15 protein-coding genes are annotated in these 21054 nt (G+C 49.6%); 5 read left to right on the top strand and 10 right to left on the bottom strand.

The window, feature by feature from the left end; translation table 11 throughout:
• Positions 1 to 283 precede the first annotated feature (283 nt).
• Both G499_RS0111495 and G499_RS0111490 read right to left on the bottom strand, forming a co-directional pair.
• On the bottom strand, positions 284 to 1513 hold the full coding sequence (locus G499_RS0111495) for a BaiN/RdsA family NAD(P)/FAD-dependent oxidoreductase (RefSeq protein ID WP_027000066.1): 1230 nt from the start codon (positions 1511 to 1513) through the stop codon (positions 284 to 286).
• 216 nt (positions 1514 to 1729) lie between these two features.
• On the bottom strand, positions 1730 to 2830 hold the full coding sequence (locus tag G499_RS0111490; RefSeq protein WP_027000065.1) for a vWA domain-containing protein: 1101 nt from the start codon (positions 2828 to 2830) through the stop codon (positions 1730 to 1732).
• A gap of 495 nt (positions 2831 to 3325) precedes the next feature.
• Between G499_RS0111490 and G499_RS0111485 the strand changes: the two genes are divergently transcribed.
• Positions 3326 to 4219, top strand: a complete 894-nt coding sequence (locus G499_RS0111485; RefSeq protein WP_027000064.1) for an SDR family oxidoreductase — start codon at positions 3326 to 3328, stop codon at positions 4217 to 4219.
• A 176-nt stretch (positions 4220 to 4395) separates the two neighbouring features.
• Here the strand turns inward: G499_RS0111485 and G499_RS0111480 are convergent, their stop codons facing one another.
• The 6 genes from G499_RS0111480 to G499_RS0111455 form a co-directional block, all read right to left on the bottom strand.
• Entirely contained in the window at positions 4396 to 4848 is a 453-nt protein-coding gene (locus tag G499_RS0111480) for a DoxX family protein (protein ID WP_245576735.1), read from the bottom strand.
• 80 nt (positions 4849 to 4928) lie between these two features.
• A complete protein-coding gene (gene tyrS, locus G499_RS0111475; protein WP_027000062.1) occupies positions 4929 to 6206 on the bottom strand; it encodes a tyrosine--tRNA ligase in 1278 nt (425 codons plus the stop codon).
• A 277-nt stretch (positions 6207 to 6483) separates the two neighbouring features.
• Positions 6484 to 7887, bottom strand: coding sequence for a hypothetical protein (locus G499_RS0111470; RefSeq protein ID WP_027000061.1), 1404 nt, complete (start codon positions 7885 to 7887; stop codon positions 6484 to 6486).
• 3 nt (positions 7888 to 7890) lie between these two features.
• The gene (gene pfkA, locus G499_RS0111465) at positions 7891 to 8862 is read right to left on the bottom strand and encodes a 6-phosphofructokinase (RefSeq protein ID WP_027000060.1); all 972 of its coding nucleotides are present in this window, start codon (positions 8860 to 8862) and stop codon (positions 7891 to 7893) included.
• A gap of 245 nt (positions 8863 to 9107) precedes the next feature.
• Positions 9108 to 10634, bottom strand: coding sequence for a magnesium chelatase ATPase subunit I (locus G499_RS0111460; RefSeq protein ID WP_027000059.1), 1527 nt, complete (start codon positions 10632 to 10634; stop codon positions 9108 to 9110).
• A 564-nt stretch (positions 10635 to 11198) separates the two neighbouring features.
• The gene (locus G499_RS0111455) at positions 11199 to 12872 is read right to left on the bottom strand and encodes a glycerol-3-phosphate dehydrogenase/oxidase (protein WP_035727302.1); all 1674 of its coding nucleotides are present in this window, start codon (positions 12870 to 12872) and stop codon (positions 11199 to 11201) included.
• Positions 12873 to 13065: 193 nt separating this feature from the next.
• Here G499_RS0111455 and G499_RS19740 point away from each other — a divergent pair, with 193 nt between their 5' ends.
• A complete protein-coding gene (locus tag G499_RS19740) occupies positions 13066 to 14469 on the top strand; it encodes a lysophospholipid acyltransferase family protein (RefSeq protein WP_051296190.1) in 1404 nt (467 codons plus the stop codon).
• Positions 14470 to 14615: 146 nt separating this feature from the next.
• Here G499_RS19740 and G499_RS0111445 read toward each other — a convergent pair whose 3' ends face one another.
• Positions 14616 to 15833: a tetratricopeptide repeat protein gene (locus G499_RS0111445; protein ID WP_035727301.1), complete on the bottom strand. Its 1218-nt coding sequence runs from the start codon at positions 15831 to 15833 to the stop codon at positions 14616 to 14618.
• Positions 15834 to 16034: 201 nt separating this feature from the next.
• On the opposite strand from G499_RS0111445, the gene mgtE reads away from it, so the two are divergent.
• Positions 16035 to 17384 carry a magnesium transporter gene (mgtE, locus tag G499_RS0111440; protein WP_027000056.1) on the top strand — a complete coding sequence of 450 codons (1350 nt, stop codon included), beginning with the start codon at positions 16035 to 16037 and terminating at the stop codon, positions 17382 to 17384.
• Between the two features lie 167 nt (positions 17385 to 17551).
• On the top strand, positions 17552 to 18493 hold the full coding sequence (locus tag G499_RS0111430) for a 2-hydroxyacid dehydrogenase (protein ID WP_027000055.1): 942 nt from the start codon (positions 17552 to 17554) through the stop codon (positions 18491 to 18493).
• Here G499_RS0111430 and G499_RS0111425 read toward each other — a convergent pair.
• Positions 18490 to 19416, bottom strand: coding sequence for an AraC family transcriptional regulator (locus G499_RS0111425; protein ID WP_051296189.1), 927 nt, complete (start codon positions 19414 to 19416; stop codon positions 18490 to 18492). The two genes, G499_RS0111430 and G499_RS0111425, sit on opposite strands and share 4 nt — an antisense overlap.
• 126 nt (positions 19417 to 19542) lie before the next feature.
• On the opposite strand from G499_RS0111425, the gene exaC reads away from it, so the two are divergent.
• A complete protein-coding gene (gene exaC / locus G499_RS0111420) occupies positions 19543 to 21036 on the top strand; it encodes an acetaldehyde dehydrogenase ExaC (protein WP_027000053.1) in 1494 nt (497 codons plus the stop codon).
• Positions 21037 to 21054 lie beyond the last annotated feature (18 nt).

Genomic DNA, 21054 nt, shown 5'->3' with positions numbered 1-21054 from the left:
TTAGAGGAAGACTTCTCCGATACCTTCCCACACCCTTGACCTAACTCGGGCTGTACTGCCAAGCTCAACATCATACTTTTCAAAGATAATGATTTTTTGTAGAGTTGGACTTCCTCGCTAAAAACGGATTCGATTTAATTTTTAAAATTCTCTTTCTTGAGGGCAGAAAATCAAATACAGTACATCTCGTGCCCGTGGAGACAAAGGCTCAGGCAAGGAGCCGGCAAAATCAGATCCTGTATATCCCCTTAAATCCATTAAATCCTGCTATGTCGTTCACGGGTTATTCCACTCCGGCAGCCAATGCCGCAACATAGGCTGTACTCCATGCAGCCTGAAAATTGAATCCCCCCGTAACCCCATCAATATCAAGTACTTCTCCGGCAAAAAACAAGCCTTTATGGTACTTGCTCTCCATTGTTTTGAGCTGAATGCCTTCTAGGTCTACACCTCCGGCAGTTACAAACTCTTCTTTGAAAGTCGTTTTTCCCTTTACCCGCAAGGTATAGGCAGCGAGGTGTTGTACCATAGTATGTAGGTGCGCTTTGGAAAGATCTGCCCAGCGTTGGTCGGCAGGAATACCAGCCTGACTCATCAGAAACTCCCAGAGCCTTGCCGGCAGCCCAAAGGGGTTTCGATTGTGAACGGCTCGTTTGGCCAATAACTGCTTCTGTGTCAGCAGTGCTTGCCGGAGCGATTCCTCGTGATACTCCGGTAGCCAGTGGATGTGTGCTTCAAAGTCATAATGGCATTGGTGAAGTAAGCGTGCGCCCCAAGCAGAGGTCAGCAACACAGCCGGCGCACTCAGCCCCCAATGGGTAATTAGCAGAGGCCCTTCGTGAGCAAGTCCCGCATGAGGCACACGCACCCGTGCCTTGGGAACAGAAAGCCCTTGTAAGGTACAGATAGGATGCTGGGGGAGGTTGAAAGTAAAGAGCGAGGGCACTGGCGGTACAATCGGGTGGCCTAAGTCAGCGAGCCAGGCAAAATCACTCAATTGAGGACGGCCACCCGTACACACAATCACACGGTCGGCCTGTAGGAGGGTATTGTCTCCTTGGAGGTGAAGCCCAAAACGCCCGTCGGGTTGGGGTGTCAGCTGTGTTACTGCTGTTCGGGTGCGGATACGGATGTTGAGTTTACGGGCTTCGACCAAGAAGCAGTCTATGATAGTCTGTGAATCGTCGGTAGTAGGAAACATCCGACCGTCGGGTTCTGTTTTGAGGGTTACTCCCCTTGCTTCGAGCCATTGCTGCATATCAGCAGGCATATATCGCCCAAAAGCTTGACGCAAGGCGCTTGTGCCGCGAGGGTAGTTTGCCAACAATGCCTTGCGTTGGTGGCAGTCGTGGGTTACATTACAGCGCCCCCCGCCTGACACTTTCACTTTGGAGAGCAGTTTGGGGCTTTTTTCGAGGATGGTCAGGCGGTGTTCGGGGTAGTGAGCAGCACACTGTAGGGCGGCAAAAAAACCTGCTGCTCCACCACCAATCACACAAATATCTAAACTCATAACAAGAGCGTTCAATCAATAAAAGCCACAAAGGTACGCTCTTTTAGCGACTGCTGGGGTCATTGTTTTGTTCACACCACCAGACATTTTGGGTTTTCGTTGTTGGTGTACTCATTTTATCCGCTTGATCTTGGCACTAGTTAGCCGCAAAGGGCGCAAAAGAGCTCCATATTTCGGTTTTTTTAGAAGATGTCCAGTGGTGTCTGCTTCGTTTATCTAACGTACTGTTTTGCGGCGGTTGCGTTGAAAGTCTTCAAAAATAAAGCTGCCCAACTCATCGATGTTGCTATAGTAAGCGCGGCCTTGGTTGGCCTCGGTAAATTCACGCACGAAAGCCTGCAAGTAGGGGTCAGAGGCAATCATAAAGGTTGTAACCGGAATCTTGAGCTTGCGACACTGCACGGCCAAGGTCAAGGTCTTGCGCAGGATTTTGCGGTCAATCCCGAAGCTATTTTTGTAATACTTGATGCCCACCTTCATACATGTTGGTTTGCCATCTGTAATCATCAAGATTTGCTTGTTGGGGTTTTTGCGGCGGCGTAGCAAGTCCATCGCCAGCTCCAGCCCTGCGATGGTGTTGGTATGATAGGGGCCTACTTGGAGGTAGGGCAGATCTTTGATTTGGATTTGCCAGGCATCATTGCCAAACACAATCACATCCAATGTATCTTTGGGGTATTGGCGCATGATAAACTCCGAGAGCGCCATTGCTACCTTTTTGGCAGGTGTAATGCGGTCTTCGCCGTAGAGAATCATCGAATGCGAAATGTCAATCATCAGCACGGTAGAGGTTTGAGCGCGGAACTCTGTTTCGACCACCTCTAGGTCGCTATCAAGTAGCTGAAAATCATTGATGCCGTGGTTGATGTGTGCATTTCGGATAGACTCCGTAACGGCAATGTGCTCGGGCGCATCGCCAAACTGATAACTGCGCAAATCCGTGCCGTGTTCGTCGCCTTGGCCAGATTGTCCGGTTTTGTGGTTGCCGGGGCGGGCTTTTTTCAGCTTCCCAAAAATCTCCTCAAAAGCCGTTCGTCGGATGGTCATTTCGCTCTTGGGGGTCATGATGAGGCGCGCTGCTGATTCGTCTTCCTTGAGGTATCCCTTGGCTTTGAGGTCTTCTATAAAATCGCCGATGCCATAGTCATCCGTAGTGAGTTGATAGCGTTGGTCGAGGTTATTGAGCCAGTTGAGCGCTTCGCTCACATCGCCGCCCGTGATGTTGAGCAATTGCATCAGTACTTGCAGTAGGCGGTCAAAATCAGCCCCTTCCTTGGTCTGAGGGGGAATGTATTGGGTGAATCGGTAACCGGGCATAAGGCATTTGCTTTTATTAGTCTATTCCACAAACACGCCGTAGGGGGAGAAGGTTTCGGAGGAAGCTTCACTCCCCCGCTAAGCCTTGTGCCCAGCCCTTGGCGGCTACTGCCTCAGCCGGTGGATAAGGCACACACACCACCTAGTCATAAGTCTGAGCCACCCAAGTAGCGCCGATAGCAAGGTAGAGAGCTGTTCTCTAAATGCTCTACACGTTTGAAGGTATAGCCAGTTAGGTCTGAAAGCTCGTTACCTACCCAAATCTTATCCTTGACAATCAATACCCCCACAAAACCATCTTATTATCCAGACAAAGCCGCTGATACCTCTCCTGAAAAATATGTACACATAGGGGCTGTCGCCAATTATGTTGTTGTCAAAGCCCTAAATCTTGGGTTTGTATTGTATACGTACAAATTACTTGCGAAATCTTTGGTTTATCCTTATCTTTTGGAGAAAGTTGAATCATCAACAAACAACTAACCAAACAATAGGATGCAACATACCGAACCAATGCTGCGCGAAGGCGCACTTAAGAACCACACCATTATCGTAACAGGAGGAGGCACAGGTCTTGGCCGCTCTATGAGCCACTACTTTGCCACTTTGGGTGCTAATGTGGTTATTACCAGCCGAAAGCTCGATGTGCTTACCCAAGCTGCAGAAGAGCTAACCGCCGAGACTGGCGGGCAAATCCTGCCGCTACAGTGTGATGTGCGCGATTATGACGCAGTAAACCAAGTGATTGCAGAAACAGTAGCCCGCTTTGGCAAGGTTACGGGCTTGGTCAATAATGCCGCCGGCAACTTCATCAGCCCTACCGAACGGCTATCACACCGAGCCTTTGATACCATTGTCGATATTGTATTGCGGGGAACGTATAACTTCTCCTTGGCTTTTGGCAAACACTGCATCGCACAGCAGCAGCCCGGCACGATGCTCAACATCATTGTGGCTTGGGCTTGGACAGGGTCGGCCTACACCGTGCCCTCTGCTACGGCCAAGTCTGGCGTGTTGGGCCTGACACGCTCCCTAGCGACAGAATGGGGCAAATATAAAATCCGCTGTAATGCCATTGCTCCCGGTCCTTTTCCTACCAAGGGCGCTTGGGATAGGCTCTTCCCCACAGAGGCGCTGCCGCCAGAGTTTGTAGAAAAAGCCAAACCCGAAAATGCCATCCCCCTACAACGCTACGGCGAACACCAAGAGCTAGCCAACTTGGCTGCGTATATGATGTCGGACTATGCGGGCTATCTCACAGGAGAGGTTATCACGCTCGATGGAGGCGAATGGCTGCAAAATGCTAGCTCGATGAACCACCTCAGGATGATTCCCAACGAGATGTGGGATGCCATAGAGCAGGTCATTCGGAAAAATACCAAAGGTTAATGCGTTAAGCTGAGAGTTGGGTTTAGGCTCACGCCACTGGGCATTTTTCAAATCCCACAGCTAGAACTGTGGGCTAAGTCTCATTGTACTCCAAAATGAGGCCTCAGCTTATCTCGAAGCTGGAACTTCGGGCTACTTTTCCAAAAATATCCAGTGGCGTGCCGTATCTCCTCTTCTTAACCCCCCATCCCAAACATCCATACAGCCGCAATGGCGACTAAGAAATAGGGCACAAGCGTGGCAGCGCCGGGGTAGTCTTGGGCAATACGTTGGCCGAAGAAAAGCATCAAAAGGCTGACGGCGGATAGTTCTGCGCCTACCAAGGCCCAAGTTACGCGGTTGAGGTCTTGGAAGTAAAATAACTCTAATACCCCCAAGGCGCTGCAAAGCCCTGCCAACACCTCAAACAAGGTAATAGTGGCCAGCAACAACGGAACTTGATTTTTGAAAGGAGTCTTGGCAAAATGCCCTTTAAGCCAGCCCAAATTCCCCTGCCATTGGAATACCTTGTCTAAGCCTGATTGTAAAAATAGAATGGCTAAAAACAACGCAAGCGCAAGGCGCACAAAAAAAGGTGCAGTCAAAAAAACAGGCATCCACTCAGGAGCAATAACAGCAAAAAACGACATAGATTTTGAGGCTAAATGGTGGGAGATGATGAAAAAGGAAGCTTCCTGACCACATAGGTAGGAAGCTTTTTTGAGGTATTTTAGGCTAGTTTTTGGGCGATGTGTTGTTTTTTACCATTCTGAAGGAGTAAGTATTTCCCCTTGATTAGTGGCCACACATCCGGGCTATCGTTGCTTTGAGCTTCAGATACTTTTTGTTTGTTGATACTCAAGGCATTGGCCTTAATGCTGCGGCGCACCTCCCCCTTAGAAATCTCTAGGGCTTCGGCCAAAAGGTCTACCGTGCTGGTGCAAGCCGCCCACTGCTCTACTGTGAAACTACGGCTAGGCAATACCTCCACCACATCAGCAAACAAGGCATCCGGCAGCGCCTCAAAGGCATCCATGCTGGCTTTCTTATCGAACAATAAGCGGGAGGCTTGTTGTACCTGCTGGGCTTCCTCGGCGCTATGTATGAAGGTGGTCATATATTCAGCCAGCACCTGTTTGGTATGTTGCGGGTTATTTTGGGCCTCTAGCGCTTCTATTTCTTCTCGGCTCATCAAGGTGAATACGCGCAAGAGTTTGGGCAAGTCCGCATCATTGACATTGATCCAAAACTGGTAAAACTTATAGGGAGAGGTACGTGCTGCATCCAGCCACACGTTTCCTTGCTCAGATTTGCCAAACTTTGTGCCGTCGGCCTTAGTAACAAGAGGGGTTGTAAGGGCAAAAGCCTCTCCGCCACATTTGCGTCTGATGAGTTCTGTGCCGCTGGTGATGTTACCCCATTGGTCCGAGCCTCCCATTTGCAGGCGGCAGTTGCGGGTACTGTACAGATGGTAAAAATCGTACGCTTGGAGCAATTGGTAAGAAAATTCGGCAAATGAAAGCCCTCCCGACTCAAGGCGCGTCTTGACCGAGTCTTTGGCCATCATATAGTTGACAGGCAGGTGCTTTCCGGCCTCTCGTAAGAAGTCTATAAAACCAATATCCTTGAACCAGTCATAGTTGTTGACAATTTCGGCGCGGTTGTCCCCCTCATCAAAATTGAGAAACTTACGCATCTGGCTTAGTTGGCCTGCTATGTTTCGCTCTACTTCTTCGGGTTCGAGTAAGGTGCGTTCGGCTTTTTTGCCTGATGGATCTCCGATACGGCCGGTGGCCCCTCCCACTAAGATGAGCGGTTTGTGGCCGCTGAGTTGGAAGTGCTTTAGCAACATCATTGTGGCAAGGTTGCCTATATGTAAAGAATCGGCAGTAGGGTCAAAACCAATATAGGCTGTCGTCATTTCTTTTTGAAGCTGGGCTTCTGTGCCCGGCATCATATCGTGTATCATCCCGCGCCATTGCAAGGCCGCTATAAAGTCTGTGGTCATAATTGGGCGTAATTGTAGCCTGTACTCAGGCCGATGTAAAACGCAAAAATCTTAAATGTTTGTGGAAAAATCAATTGTTTGAAGGGCTAACTCAAGACCATAAGCCTAAAATACACTCCAGCGCTACACCACTGGCCATTTTTGTTTTTTGTTGCTATTGTCTGCATTAATCACAAAGGCCCCAAAGGGTCTGGACACCTTCAAAATTTCGAATACGAACCTTGTGTGTCCTAAATTCCCCTCAAAAAATGCCCTAACATCATAACTTCCGGTGTAATCAACCCAGCGCCTTGGCTGTATATACCTTTTGCCCTTCGGGAGATATTTTCAGCTCCAGCCAGCCAGCCAAATGCAGCTCATCTAGGCGGTACTCAGCCTCTCCGGTGGTGATATACAGGGCAGCGGCTACATCAGTGGCCAACACACTTGGTTGGGTTTGTAAGAGGTTGAGCAAGCTCTGGTGTAGATATTCTCGCAGGCTTTTCTGGTACATCTTCTGAATATATAGCCAACAGAGATAGGCCAAAAACAGGCAACCACCCCCACCCACTACAATCAGCATCAACAGATAATGCGCTGCTACAGGCTCTCGGTCTAGTTTGTCGTCTACAGGCAGCCCAACAAGCTCAAAAGTTCCCATAATTGTAAATGCCAAGCCTAAAAAAAACAGCGCTACCGCCGAAAGCAATATCAAGGCCGAAAGCGAGCTGCGCCCTGCGAAGCGCCCAATCATCCATAGGCCGCTGTATTGGTTGCCGGCCCACAGGCGCTCCAGCATATAGTTTTCTTCTATCAGCCGCTGCGCTTCTTGTCGTTCTTGAGCCGACTGGGCGATGGTGCTCAAATCATAACAAAGCCTGCCATTAGCGTCGACCGTTTTGGTGGCCAGCTGTTTGTAGTGTAGCTTATCGAGGAGATACAGCGCCTCTTGGAGCGTAAGATGAGAGATATACACCAAATCTACCGGGCTGAGGACGGGCTGTTGTAGGCAATAGCCCAAGACTTGCTGTAGGTGTTGGCGATTGCGGCGCATTTGGCGCGCCTGTTGGATGCTGGTACTTATCCACCATCCGACCGCTGTTGGAAACAACCCCAAAAAAATAATGGTTACCACTGACGCACCGTTAAAGCCTTGGTCAGTTACAAACATAAAGCTCATTCCCAAAAACAACAGCCCAAAAAACAAAAAAGGGAGGGCTATCAAGAGGCCTAATACTTCGGTGAGTTGCCAGCCGGCCTTTACTTTGGGCAGGGTGGTATAGCCGATATTGGGTTTGGCAAACCGATAGCGCACCGTTTGAGCTTCGGGGTCGGGGGTTTCGTAGGCAATGTCTAAGGCCGCTAGTTCATAGAGTATTTGCTGAGCTCGGGTAGCATTTAGTTTGGGGAAAAACTGCGTTACTTCGGCTACTGTCCAGCCTTGTGGCCTCCTAAGCCCCTCCTTCAATAGTTGTGTATGTTGTTGCTCTTGTGCCCGGATTCCGTGTTGTTGTTGATAGCGGAGGTATACGCCCAGCGCGGCAGTAACCATCACCATCACCAAGGCACTGACCCAGTGGTAAGGCTCAGGGCTTCCGTTCATCGCAGCCAGCAAAATAATCAGACTGCAAAAGCAAGCAGTAACAAAAACCAAGCTCAGGGCTACGCCTGTACGCTTTTTGGAGGAGGGGGGGGTATTCATTGATCACAGACTCAGAATATCAATTAATTGGAGCAGTTCGGCTTTGATGGGTTTGGCCTTGTGGATGGTATCGTGGAAAGAGGTGTACACCAATTCGTCGTTGATGATGCCGGCCATGACATTGCTGCGCCCTTCTACCAAGCCCTGTACGGCAGCGATACCCAATCTGCTGGCCAATATGCGATCGCGGGCTGTAGGAGAGCCGCCCCGCTGGATATGGCCTAAGACACTAACCCGAATATCGAGGTGTGGGAGCTTTTCTTTGACTTGCGCAGCGATGGTGGTAGCATCTCCGGCTTCATCACCCTCGGCTACTACGATGATTTCGGAAGTCTTGTTGCGTGCTTTGCCTTGTTCGAGCGTATGGATGATATGCTCGATTTTGGTTTCGGTTTCGGGTACCAATACCAACTCTGCCCCTCCGGCAATCCCCGATTGGATGGCAATGTATCCGGCATCGCGCCCCATCACCTCGATAAAAAAGACGCGGTCGTGAGAGTCTGCCGTATCCCTGATTTTGTCGATAGCCTCTAGGGCGGTGTTGATGGCCGTATCGAAGCCGATGGTGTAGTCTGTGCCATAGAGGTCATTATCGATGGTACCGGGGCAGCCTACAGTAGGAATTCCAAACTCCTCAAAGAATACCTGTGCTCCTTTGAATGTCCCGTCGCCACCAATGGCAACAATGCCCTCAATGCCTTTGGCTTGCAAGGACTCAAAAGCTTTTTTGCGCCCCTCATAGGTCATAAAATCCTTACTACGGGCAGACTTGAGGATTGTCCCGCCGCGCTGGATGATATTGCTGACAGAAGGCGACTGCAAAGGAATGATGTCTTGGCGAATCATTCCATCATAGCCTCTGATGATGCCAAAGACTTCGATTTGCTGGGCTATAGCCGCCCGAACAACCGCCCTCACACAGGCGTTCATCCCGGGAGAGTCGCCACCAGAAGTAAATACAGCTATTTTTTTCATATCAATATGGTCAGGTTTTAGGTGGTTATGCGCAGGCTCTGAGCCGCGCCGTAAAAAATCGAAAATACACAAAAATACTCACTTGACATACCCCCAAACACCACACCACCGGACACTCTAGAATTACAGCCCAACTTCGAAACAGTGCCAAAGGCAGCTGCCAGCTCAGGGGTTGTTTTTCCAAATAATATCCAGTGGTGTGAAAATCTTTGGGGGGTCACAAAAAGTTGGGGCGGAGCGTTTTATTATTCATCAAAATCCTCTTCGTCATCCTCTCCGAAGTCAGGGAGTTTGAACATACTGCTGAGTAAGTCTTTGAACTGCAAACCGGTGTCGATTGTGCCCTTGCTGAGCATCGAGTGTTCGGCTAAGCCGTGGAGGGCAAACTCCATCAAAAACAACTGCATCGGCAGGCTCTCCTTGCTATGGTACTGTGTGATGAGTTCGGGCAGTCCTCTGACCTTATGTAGGGCGGCTGCATACTCTTGGTCGGAGAGGTCGTGGAAGAGGTCGAGTGTGTTGCCTTCTCCAAACCACTGGGTGATTGTTTGGTAAGGGTTGGTGGCTTTTTTGTCTTTTTTGAGCTTTTCGGGGTTGGGGAAATAGTCGAGGAAAAGCTGCCGCAGCGTTTGACCGATGAGGTTTTGGGCTACAATCAGCGGCCCTTCTTGTTCGCCTTCATACACCAACTCTACCTTGCCGGTGAGAGCCGGGATGATGCCCACCAAGTCCCCCACACGGATATGGGTCTGGTCTTGGCCGTGGATGAGCGCACGGCGCTCAGCGGCACTGATGAGGTTTTCGTAGGCCGAGATGGTAAGACGGGCAGAGACCCCGCTTTTTACGTCTACATACTCGCTTTGTCGGGCTTCTACGGCCACCAGCTCTACGATATTTTCCATCAACTCATTGATCAGCACACGTTGGCGTTGCTCAGGCAATACCTTGGCCTCTTGAGCCGTGATACGGCGGCTGATATCGATGCTTTTGGGATAATGGGTAATGATTTGGCTGTCGATACGGTCTTTGAGCGGCGTAACGATGCTGCCTCGGTTGGTGTAGTCTTCGGGGTTGGCCGTAAAGACAAACTGCATATCGAGCGGTAGGCGAAGCTTGAAACCTCTGATTTGAATGTCGCCCTCTTGTAAAATGTTGAAGAGCGCCACTTGGATGCGGGGCTGTAGGTCGGGCAGCTCATTGATGACAAAAATACCCCGGTGTGAGCGTGGAATGAGGCCATAATGAATGACACGCTCATCGGAATAAGGCAGCTTGAGCGCAGCGGCCTTGATAGGGTCTACATCACCGATAAGGTCGGCCACCGATACATCGGGAGTGGCGAGTTTTTCGGTATAGCGCTCTTCGCGTGCCCACCAAGCAATGGGCGTATCATCGCCGTGGGCGGCGAGCAAATCCAGCCCCTGTCGGGAGATGGGCGCTAAGGGGTCGTCGTTGAGCTCAGTGCCCGCAATGACAGGGATGTAATCGTCGAGCAAACGAATCATCAGGCGGGCGATGCGGGTCTTGGCTTGCCCACGCAAGCCCAACAGGTTGATATGATGTTGGGACAAGATTGCCCGCTGCAAGTCAGGAATGACGGTATGCTCATAACCCCAGATACCTTCAAAAATGGGCTGTTTGCTGCGGATAGCCGCGATGAGGTTGTCGCGAAGCTCTCGTTTGATACTGCGTGGCTGATAGCCTGCGGCACGCAGTTGGCCGACAGTTTTGAGCGTTAGCCGCTCTGCTGTGGATAGTTGGGTGTAGCTCATAAAAAAAACGGAAAAGTAGATACCAGTTAGATAAGCAATAAGCCCCCTGAATGGTTTCCCATCATCGGAATTTTCAGCCTTCAAAATACCAACACTTGCACTACAAAGCACAGGACAAGGCCAGAAGAGTTTGCTCCTTCGGTTCTTAGAGCTTGTCTAAATTTTCAGCGCGACACTCAAAACAGCTGATTTTTGCGCTGATACTAGGCAAAAAGCGTAGACCTTACATATAGCCCACGATTTTAATCGTAGGAAGGCTACGGCGAGCTTTTTTAACGAAGTAGCAGCCAAAAAACGGCATTTTGGTGTCGATAAAGAGAGTTTTAGAAAAGCTCTTAATGCACATTTAGCCACAAAGCACACGCAAGGGGCGTACATATTGGGGCTTTGGAAGCTTTTGGGAAAGCCTTGTATGATTACACAGCCATAGAGCCAAGGCCAAAGTGACTCCTCCAAGTGGTGTGGGGCTTGTGTTTTTTCTGTAATATTCAGAGGGTTGAGCCAAACCAACAACACACCAAACCTTCGCATATTGTCAATGGGGCAATGCCTTGGCTCTATGAATCAGCTGCTAATCAAGGTTTTGATATACTTAAGGGCGTGTGTCCGCAGGCTTTGAAGCAGCTCATCGTGGTGTTTGGTCAGGGTATCATCATCCCAGCCGAAGGCTTCGTGCATCGTCAGCAAGAGAGGCTTTAGGAGTCTAGGCAATGTATCGGTATCAAAATAGAGGCGGCTTGTACGACGCAGCAAGAAGTCGAGAGGTTGTTGTACCATCTCGTGTTCGATGGCAAAGCGCAGTTCGGCCAAGATAATGGCCAAATCTATGTCTGTGGTTTGGGCTGGATATATCTCTTCAAAATACTCCCAAATCAGCTCCGTTTGTGTGCCGTAGAGGTGTACCAGATAGGGGGCGTAATAGAGGTCAGCCTGTAAATTGCGCAAGCGTCCTACCTGCTGAGTGATATATTGTTGTACCTCATAGTAGTCGGCAAGGGGCTTGGGCGTAAGCGGGATTTTGTCTGTATGGCAGGGGGGAATCAGCATAGCGGCCTCTGTTTTGAGGCGCTGCGCTACTGCGTCTACCACCCGCTGAGCCATTTTGCGGTAGCCTGTCAGTTTGCCTCCGGCAATAGAAATCAGCCCGGTATCAGACCAAAAAATTTCATCTTTCCGGGAAAGCTCCGAAGGCGATTTGCCCATCTGATAAATAAGTGGGCGCAGCCCCGCCCAAGACGAAATCACGTCTTCATTGGTAAGGCGTACGGTAGGGAATACGTGCCTGACGGCGTGGAGCAGGTATTGTACATCTTCGGGAGTAACCTCCGGCTCTTCGAGCGGGCCTTGGTAGGCCGTGTCAGTAGTGCCAAAATAGGTAACTTTGCCTCTAGGGATAGCAAAGACCATCCGCCCGTCTTGTGCGTCAAAATAGACTGCTTGCTGGATAGGAAACCTAGCGTGTGCTACGACCAAATGAACCCCTTTGGTTAGAAAAAGGTGTTTGCCGTGGCGGGAGCCATCCCATTGGCGCAACTCATCTACCCAAGGGCCGGTAGCATTGACCACATAGCGGCCTAGGGCCTTGGTTTTTTGTGGGCTGAGTTGGTCTTCAATATAGACCCCGTTTATCTTGCCTTGTTCGTCGTAGCTCAATTCGCTGACGGCAGCATAGTTGAGGGCTAGCGCTCCAAAGCGTTGGGCTGTTTTGATGATTTCGATGGTCAGGCGTGCATCATCTGTACGGTATTCGGCATAATAACCTGCGCCCTTGAGGATATCGCTGCGGAGCAGCGGCTCGTGGGCAAGGGCTTGTGTTTTGCCCAACATTCGTCGCTTATCATCGCCTTTGACCTTGGCCAAGATGTCATATACCTTCAGCCCCAAAGAAGTGAGCCAATACCCATAGTTCCCTCCTTTGATGAGGGGGAGTAGCATTTTCTCAGGCACGACCAAGTGTGGTGCTAAGCGGTGAACGGTGGCACGTTCGCGCCCTACCTCTTGTACAAGTTTTACCTCGCCTTGCTTGAGGTAGCGCAGCCCGCCGTGGACTAGCTTGGTGGAGCGGCTGCTAGTACCTGCTGCAAAATCTTGTTTGTCGAGGAGCAACACAAGCAAACCCCGCGACGCTGCATCGAGCGCGATGCCCGCGCCGGTAATGCCGCCACCTACTACGATGAGGTCGTAGGTTGTTTGGGAAATCTGCTCCCAGTGGGTTTGTCGTAGTGATTGGTTACTCATCTTCAACACAGTTGCTTTCTGCCGCTAAGGCTTGGTTAGGTTTATTGGGTGCAAATTTCGTGAAAATCTCTTACTTTTGTAAGCATCACGATAAAAAACAACAAAATTGTGCGAATTTCAGGGCTAACACTTCGTATATTGCGCCTTAACTAAAGGTTTGTTCGCATTTTTCTCTATAAACCTCATCTGACTAATGACTACACGCAACAGTACTCCCAAAGTATCTACCCAAAAAGTTCAATCGGCTGAACCCAATGAGTCGAATGGCAAGACCGACAAAGCCGCCGATAAACCACGAAGCAGCAACCTCAAAAGTACGTCTCCCAAAGCTGAGACAGCAGTCAAATCACAACCCAAACGAAGTGTTAGGGCAAAGAAGCCCGCTGTACCCTCACCGGTAGATATCCCTATTAGTGTAGAGGCCAAGAATAACACCCATATTTTTTATGAGCATTTTAACCTAGATTATGCCAAAAGCCTTGCCAAATTTGTACTGGAGCCGCTCAACAAGTTTTATTTCCGCGCCACCTTTGTAGGTTTTGATGACGAAGAGTATCCTGAGCGCAACAATCCTGCATTTCCATTGATTTTTGCCAGCAATCACTCCGGGATGGCCTTCCCTTGGGATGCGGTCGTGTTTGCCTCTGGCTTGTTAGACTTACACAATTATGATATCCAAAAAGCCACCCGCGCTTTCGTAACCCCCTACCTTTCCAAAATCAACCTAATGAACCCCTTCTTGATTCCTAATTTTTGGAAAAAAGCAGGAGCCATTGACGCAACCATGCTCAACTTCGAGACGATGATGCACTACGGCGAGTCCAATTTGTTGATATACCCCGAAGGAGTACAAGGTATTGGCAAGGGTTTCAACCACAAGTACGAAATCCAGCGCCTGTCTACTTCGGCCTTGCGGATGAGTATCAAATACCGCACAGATATTATTCCTTTTGCTACGGTAAACGCTGAATATATCAACCCTTATAGCTATTCTATCAAAGAAATAGATAACTTGGTCAAGAAGTTGGGGATTCCGTTTTTGCCCATCGGCCCTATGTTGCCCTCTGTTCTTTTACAGCCTTGGATGTTTTATTTTGCGCTTCCGGCCAAGCTGACCTTTGTGCGCGGGCGACGTATCCGCCCCTATGAAATGATTGACAAACCTTATGAGGACATCACCCAAGAGGACTTATACAAGATTCGGGACGAAATCCACACCGAAATGCAGGCGCGCCTCGATGAGGCGGTACAAAAGTATGGACAAAAGCCCTACGATTGGGAAGAGTTTTTTACCCTAGCCCTGATGAACTGGAAGCAGTCGGCTTATTTTGCCCCCTTTGCTTGGCCGTTTATTTTTCACGAACACGAGAAGTTTTATAAGGAGTATCACGAAGCCGGAAAGGTGTTTGAGCAGGCCTTGGCCGAGCGGAAGGAGTATGATGATGCTAACTTCAAGGATGCGCTACAAAAAATCTGGCAAGTATTTACCAACAACCCACAAGTGTTGCCTTTTTATGTACCTGTGGCCGGCCTGATTTATATGGTTATTCGCGGCCTCGAAACACCCCCTGCTCCACAAGTGCCGGAGGCAAAGTGATATATTCGCACACGAAAGCTTTAGCGCAAGTTTTTTTGTGATAGCAGATAAATGTGCCTATTTATACCGCTTAGGGTTTATTATTGCGCAGCCATTAATCCAATCACCTACGCAAGCACAGCCCCCCCTTCGCTCTTGGCCAAGGTTCAGCTATCAGAGGACGAAGGCTTGAGCCTCTGCTTGCGTTTGCGCTTTTGCTGCCTTACGCGTGTCAACACACGTACACGTTCGGCGCGTGCGGCACGTTCCAATACCCGCTTTTTGAGCCTTGTCTCTATACTGCGGTTGAAGTAGAGAAAGAGCAGGGCAAAAAACCCATTGACTCCCAACATAAATAGCGGCAAGCCGCCGGTATATTGCTCGATGCTGGGGCGGATAAGCAGCAGAATAAACTGCGCCGACAGAAACAGCGCCAAAAACAACAAGGTACGGATGACGTTGGCCGGAATCCCAAAATTGCCGGCAAAAAATAACAGCCCAAACAATGCCGTAAACACGATAAAAATCAGCAAGTACTGCAAGTTACTATTGCGAATCTTTCGCTCTTTCTCCGTCTGTAGAGCGCGCTGTTTTTCTTGGGTATGGCTGATGTTCTGCTCCAACAAGGTCAACTCTTGGAGGCGTTCCTGTTTGAGCAGGCTGTCTTTTAGCTCTGTATAGAGCTGGTGGTAGTCGTAGGCTTGTTGGTATGCCCCTACTTTTGCATAAATCTTGGAGAGAGTCAGACTGGCCTTTTTTACCTCTTCGGGATATTCTTGTAAGGTCGCAATTTCTAGGCTTTTATAGGCATAATAGATGGCGTTGTTGTAGCGAGCCACCAAGAGGTAAGTATCAGCAAGATCATTGAGCACCTCGACCGTGCCCTTCTTGTGCCCTAGTTTTTCATAAAGCTCCACCGCCCGAATGTAATAATCAATGGCTTGGCCATAGATTTCACGCCCCTTATATGCCTTGGCAATGGTCAGCAAGAGGGCAGCGCGGTTGTCGTCACGGCGCAGTTCCTCTTCCAAACCCAAGGCCATATAGGTATACTTGAGCGCATCGAGGTAATTTTGGGTATTGAGCGCCGATACGCCTATCAGGCGGCAAGCATCCGACAAGGCGCGGCGGTCTTGGCGCTTTTTGGCCAATTTGAAGGCTTCCAGTGCATATTGTTTGGCCTTGGCAGGCTGCACCTCCTGATACTCCGCTGCCAAGGCATTGTAGAGTTGGGCTTGTTTGCCGTTGGCAGCATCTTCCAGTTCCCGCATCAGGCTGTCAATGCGGATTTGTTGCTGTGCCCACAAAGGCATCACCAACAAGTACAAACAAATGCTTAGGGTGTAGGTTTTGAGTATAAAATGAAACTTTAGAGAGCTGTGCATAACGGCTGTAGGTATCAAAATTAGCGCCAAACCTAGCTGTTTTATCCGAAAGATATTTATCCCAAAGTATCACAATAGGATAAAATGAAAGGACGTAGTAAATGATATTTTGTTGTAATTTTGTCGAAATATTTGGGCAAACTAGGCTTGTGGGTAACTTGCCAAGCCTTATCCTCATTATACTCCGAAAACTAAAGCACTATGCCATTAGAACTACCAGTATACTTTTTTGAAGAGCTGAAAGAAGCCGTTGAAACCAAAGCTGTAGAGCGTATCCGTGCCCTACTGGACGACCTGTATGCCCAAGATATTTCTCAGATTCTCGAAGAGCTGGAAGTCCAAGAGGGGGTGTTCATTATTCAGTGTTTGGATACAGCCACTGCCGCCGAAATTATTTCTAATATGGATGATGAGGATCGGACGGCTTTTTTGCTCAATTTCTCAGGCGTTCAGATTGCCAACTGGGTGATGGAAATGGACTCTGACGATGCCGCCGATATGCTCAATGGGCTTGAGGTGCAGCTTAGGGAGGAGGTCTTGGCTGCGCTACAAGACCCACAACAGGCCGATGACCTCATAGAGCTGCTACACTATGAAGAGGATGTGGCAGGGGGCTTGATGGCCAAGGAGCTCATCAGGGCCAACCTCAACTGGAAGGTGTTGCGCTGTATCGAAGAAATCAGGCAACAGGCCGAAAATGTCGAGAAAATATACTCTGTTTATGTAGTAGACGACGAAAACCGTCTGCTGGGGCGTGTGTCGCTCAAAAAAATTATCCTCGCCGCCGACGACACCCGCGTCGAAGATATTTACCAAGAAGACCTCGTGTCGGTCTATACTTATCAGCCTCAAAAAGAGGTTGTGGAGCTGATGCGTAAATATGACCTCGAAGCCATCCCTGTCGTAAACCCAAGAGGACAACTGGTAGGCCGCATTACCATCGACGATATCGTAGACGTAATCACAGAGCAGGCCGAGCTAGACCGTCAAATGATGGCCGGGGTAAGCGAAGATGTCGAAGAAACTGATACTGCCCTGACCATTGCCCGCGCACGCCTCCCCTGGCTGCTGATTGGGATGGCCGGAGGGCTCGCCGGAGCGCGTATTATCGGCCTTTTTGAAGCCGATCTGTCTGTCATTCCGGCTATGGCCTTTTTTATCCCCCTCATCGGGGCTACGGGCGGAAACGTCGGCATTCAGTCTTCGTCTATTGTTTTGCAATCTTTGGCCTCCGACAATATCAAGGATATGGGCGTATTTGCGCGCTTTCTCAAATCTTTTTGGGTGGCGTTCATCAACGGACTGGTTATTTCGTCAGTGGTATTTTTGTTTACCTTTATCTTTTATGCCAATCTCAAACTCGCCTTAGTAGTAGCTATTGCCTTGTTTGTAGTAGTACAGTTGGCTTCGTTTATGGGTACGGCCACTCCCTTGGTACTCAGCCATTTTAAGATAAACCCTGCGCTTGCTTCTGGGCCATTCATCACCACGACGAATGATATTATCGGCTTGACGGTATACTTTTTAGTGGCACATTGGTTATATTTCTAATGCATTTGGTGTTTTAAATAAGAGGCTGGCTGATTGTTGAGACCGCGCCCCCAACCAATATCGTAGGGATAGCGGCCTTTGGAGCCCAACCTCTACCACATTGTTGTGGCCGGTTTCCTTGCGCCCTTTATTACCATATACTCACACTCTTTGTCGCCTAATAGATTATGCCACCACTCCGCGTGCTGATTGTAGATAAAATGCATCCATCTATCACTCCATTGTTTGCCTCACTGGGATGTGTGGTAGACTATCAGCCCCAATGGACGCGTACAGAAACTCTGGCCGCTATCGAAGCCTATGAAGGTCTGGTCATTCGGAGTAAGTTTGATGTAGACGAAGCCCTGCTACAGCAGGCCAAACACCTGCGCTTCATCGCAAGAGCAGGTTCAGGGATGGACATCATTGATATGGATGCGGCTTCTCGCTTGGGAATCCAAGTATTCAATGCCCCCGAAGGCAACCGCGATGCCGTCGCAGAACATACCCTTGGGATGCTCTTGATGCTCTTCAACCGACTACATCTGGCACACGCTCAAGTACAACAGAAAATATGGGATAGAGAAGGCAACCGAGGGATAGAAATCAAGGGCAAAACTGTAGCCATCATCGGCTATGGACACGTAGGGCAGGCGGTGGCGCAACGCCTGCGCCATTTTGAATGCCGGATTCTGGCTTATGACAAATACGACCGCGCCTTTGGTGATGATTTTGTTCAAGAGGCTTCTATGGAACAGGTTTTTGCCGAGGCCGATATCCTGAGTCTACACGTACCCCTGACCGCCGAGACTTACCGAATGGTAGACGCGGCCTATCTGGCTCGCTTCCAAAAACCGATATACCTCATCAATACTTCTAGGGGAGAAGTAGTGATACTCAAAGATTTAGTCCAAATGCTCGAACAGGGTCAGGTATTGGGTGCTTGTCTTGATGTACTTGAGAATGAAAAAATAATGGCCTTGAGTGAAGAACAACAGGCTGATTTTGAAAGCCTTGCCCAGCATCCAAGAGTCATCCTGACTCCACACGTAGCCGGTTGGACACACGAATCTTACCAACGTATCAACGAAGTACTGACTAACAAGCTCCGAGCTTTGCTCAACCCCTAATAACAGCTTTGCTGGTATTCTTTGGGGGTTTTGCCCGTCATTTTTTTGAAGACCTTGATAAAGTAATTCAGGCTATTGAAGCCGGCTTCGTAGCAAGCGTCGGTAACGGTCATCAGGGGTTGGCGCAAGAGTTTTTGGGCAAGGCGGATGCGCTCCTGCTGAATAAACTCTACTGGTGTCAGCCCCATTTCGTTCTTAAAGTGCCGAAACAAACTGGGCTTGCTCAGGTGGGCGGCCTCGCAGAGGCTGTCGATGGTGAGGGCTTGGTGTAGATTGTCGCGGATGTAAGTAATCAAGCGGGCAAGTCGGTGGCCGTCGCTGAGCTGTTGGTGGTTTTGGAGCAGAAAATGCTTTGACTCTGTCTGCATCAGCCGGATAATCAGCTCTTCGGTAATTAAGTCTGCAAAGGCGCGTCCCGTGCCGTTGGCCTGAGGTTGGCGCAATACCTCTATCAGGCGCTCGATAGTAGCGCTGATTTCGGCGCAATGGATAAGGCTGAAATGGTCTTGTGCCACTTGCCAATCTTCTTGCGACGCTTTGGGGAAATAGCGCTCCATTTTTTGTAGGGCATCTTGAATCATCTCATCGCTGATGGCCAAGGCCAAACAACGCGTAGGCTGCTCAATAGATGCCTCCGGAAAGTCGATGGTCATAGACTTGCCTGCCGGCAATACAAAAGATTGATGGGGCAGAAAGGGAAAACTGCGCCGGCCTTCGTCGAAGTGCATCACTTTTTTGCCACTAATCATCGCCACAAACACCGGACTGTCAAACCGCAACGCTACCGCCTCGGCAACCTCAAAGGTCTCAAACAAGTTCAGCTCAATGCGAGCGGTATGGAAGGTGGTCTTATTCTCCACCAACCGGTCTATCTTCTGCTTAGGATGGTACAGGCTTGTAGGGATGTTGGTTGTGTGCTGCATAGGTGATAGAATAGTTCTACTTTTTGACAATATAGTGCAAGCGTAAGTTACTAATAATCTTCAACTTTACAGAGCGTTTCAAGGAGAATTTTATTCTAACCAAAACCTCTTAACCCAAAAGATATTATGATTTACGACAAACCAACTTTCAAAGCTCAGTACGAGAACTTCATCGGCGGCAAATGGGCAGCCCCCGTCAAAGGACAGTATTTTGAAAATCCTTCTCCGGTAGACGGCAAGGTATTCACCCGCATTCCTCGCTCTACCAAAGAAGACATAGAGCTGGCGCTAGATGCGGCTCACGAAGCGGCCAAAACTTGGACAAAATCGTCGGTAACGGAGCGCTCGAATATGTTGCTCAAGATTGCGGACGTGATGGAGCAAAACCTCGAACTACTGGCTCGGGTCGAAACTTGGGAAAATGGCAAGGCCATACGCGAAACCCTCGCCGCCGATATCCCGCTCGCCATCGACCACTTCCGTTACTTTGCCGGCTGTATCCGCTCCGACGAAGGCAGCATCTCCGAGCTAGATGCCAACACCGTGTCTATTCAACTCAAAGAACCTCTGGGCGTAGTAGGGCAAATCATCCCCTGGAATTTCCCCATCCTAATGGCCGTTTGGAAGCTGGCTCCGGCATTGGCCGCCGGCAACTGCGTGGTACTCAAGCCTGCCGAGCAAACCCCTTCATCGATATTGGTACTGATGGAGTTGGTGCAGCACCTTATTCCTGCCGGAGTAGTGAATATCGTCAATGGTTTTGGTATTGAAGCAGGCAAGCCACTGGCCTCCTCTTCGAGAGTAGCCAAGGTGGCCTTTACAGGCGAAACCACTACCGGACGCTTGATTATGCAGTATGCCTCCGAAAACATCATCCCTGTAACGCTTGAGCTAGGTGGTAAATCGCCCAATGTATTCTTTGCCAATATTATGGATCAAGACGATGAGTTTTTGGATAAATGTGTAGAAGGAGCCGTGATGTTTGCCCTCAACCAAGGGGAAGTTTGTACTTGCCCTTCGCGTCTGCTGATTCAGGAAAGCATTTATGACAAGTTCATCGAGCGTGTGGTAGACCGTGTGAAGAAGATTAAGGTCGGCAACCCCCTCGATACTGACACAATGATGGGAGCGCAAGCCTCCAACGACCAATACGAGAAAATCATGAGCTACCTCAACATCGGCAGGGAAGAGGGTGCAGAAGTGTTGGTAGGCGGCAGCTCTGACGACTACGGCAAAAACGGCGGTTATTACATCCAGCCCACAATGTTCAAGGGCACTAACAAGATGCGCATCTTCCAAGAAGAAATCTTCGGCCCGGTGGTCTCTGTAACAACTTTTAAAGACGAGGCCGAGGCGCTGGCCATCGCCAACGATACCCTCTACGGACTAGGCGCGGGCGTTTGGACACGCGACACTCACCAAGCCTACCGTATGGCACGCGAAATACAGGCAGGCCGCGTATGGGTCAATTGCTATCACCTCTACCCTGCACACGCCTCCTTTGGTGGCTACAAGAAGTCGGGTATTGGGCGCGAAACCCACAAGATGATGCTCGACCATTATCAGCAAACCAAGAATATGCTCATCTCTTATGACAAAAACCCAATGGGTTTCTTTTAAGAGATTCCGCACCTAATT

It is taken from the genome of Eisenibacter elegans DSM 3317 (genome assembly GCF_000430505.1).
Classification (GTDB): domain Bacteria; phylum Bacteroidota; class Bacteroidia; order Cytophagales; family Microscillaceae; genus Eisenibacter; species Eisenibacter elegans.
The sequence above is the reverse complement of the archived record's forward strand: the minus strand, read 5'-3'. Positions and strand labels throughout refer to the sequence as shown.

Bases quoted from the DNA above. Each gene is read 5' to 3' on its own strand.
- G499_RS0111495 (WP_027000066.1), bottom strand. From the start codon at position 1,513: ATGAGTTTAGATATTTGTGTGATTGGTGGTGGAGCAGCAGGTTTTTTT.
- G499_RS0111490 (WP_027000065.1), bottom strand. From the start codon at position 2,830: ATGCCCGGTTACCGATTCACCCAATACATTCCCCCTCAGACCAAGGAA.
- G499_RS0111485 (WP_027000064.1), top strand. From the start codon at position 3,326: ATGCAACATACCGAACCAATGCTGCGCGAAGGCGCACTTAAGAACCAC.
- G499_RS0111480 (WP_245576735.1), bottom strand. From the start codon at position 4,848: ATGTCGTTTTTTGCTGTTATTGCTCCTGAGTGGATGCCTGTTTTTTTG.
- tyrS (WP_027000062.1), bottom strand. From the start codon at position 6,206: ATGACCACAGACTTTATAGCGGCCTTGCAATGGCGCGGGATGATACAC.
- G499_RS0111470 (WP_027000061.1), bottom strand. From the start codon at position 7,887: ATGAATACCCCCCCCTCCTCCAAAAAGCGTACAGGCGTAGCCCTGAGC.
- pfkA (WP_027000060.1), bottom strand. From the start codon at position 8,862: ATGAAAAAAATAGCTGTATTTACTTCTGGTGGCGACTCTCCCGGGATG.
- G499_RS0111460 (WP_027000059.1), bottom strand. From the start codon at position 10,634: ATGAGCTACACCCAACTATCCACAGCAGAGCGGCTAACGCTCAAAACT.
- G499_RS0111455 (WP_035727302.1), bottom strand. From the start codon at position 12,872: ATGAGTAACCAATCACTACGACAAACCCACTGGGAGCAGATTTCCCAA.
- G499_RS19740 (WP_051296190.1), top strand. From the start codon at position 13,066: ATGACTACACGCAACAGTACTCCCAAAGTATCTACCCAAAAAGTTCAA.
- G499_RS0111445 (WP_035727301.1), bottom strand. From the start codon at position 15,833: ATGCACAGCTCTCTAAAGTTTCATTTTATACTCAAAACCTACACCCTA.
- mgtE (WP_027000056.1), top strand. From the start codon at position 16,035: ATGCCATTAGAACTACCAGTATACTTTTTTGAAGAGCTGAAAGAAGCC.
- G499_RS0111430 (WP_027000055.1), top strand. From the start codon at position 17,552: ATGCCACCACTCCGCGTGCTGATTGTAGATAAAATGCATCCATCTATC.
- G499_RS0111425 (WP_051296189.1), bottom strand. From the start codon at position 19,416: ATGCAGCACACAACCAACATCCCTACAAGCCTGTACCATCCTAAGCAG.
- exaC (WP_027000053.1), top strand. From the start codon at position 19,543: ATGATTTACGACAAACCAACTTTCAAAGCTCAGTACGAGAACTTCATC.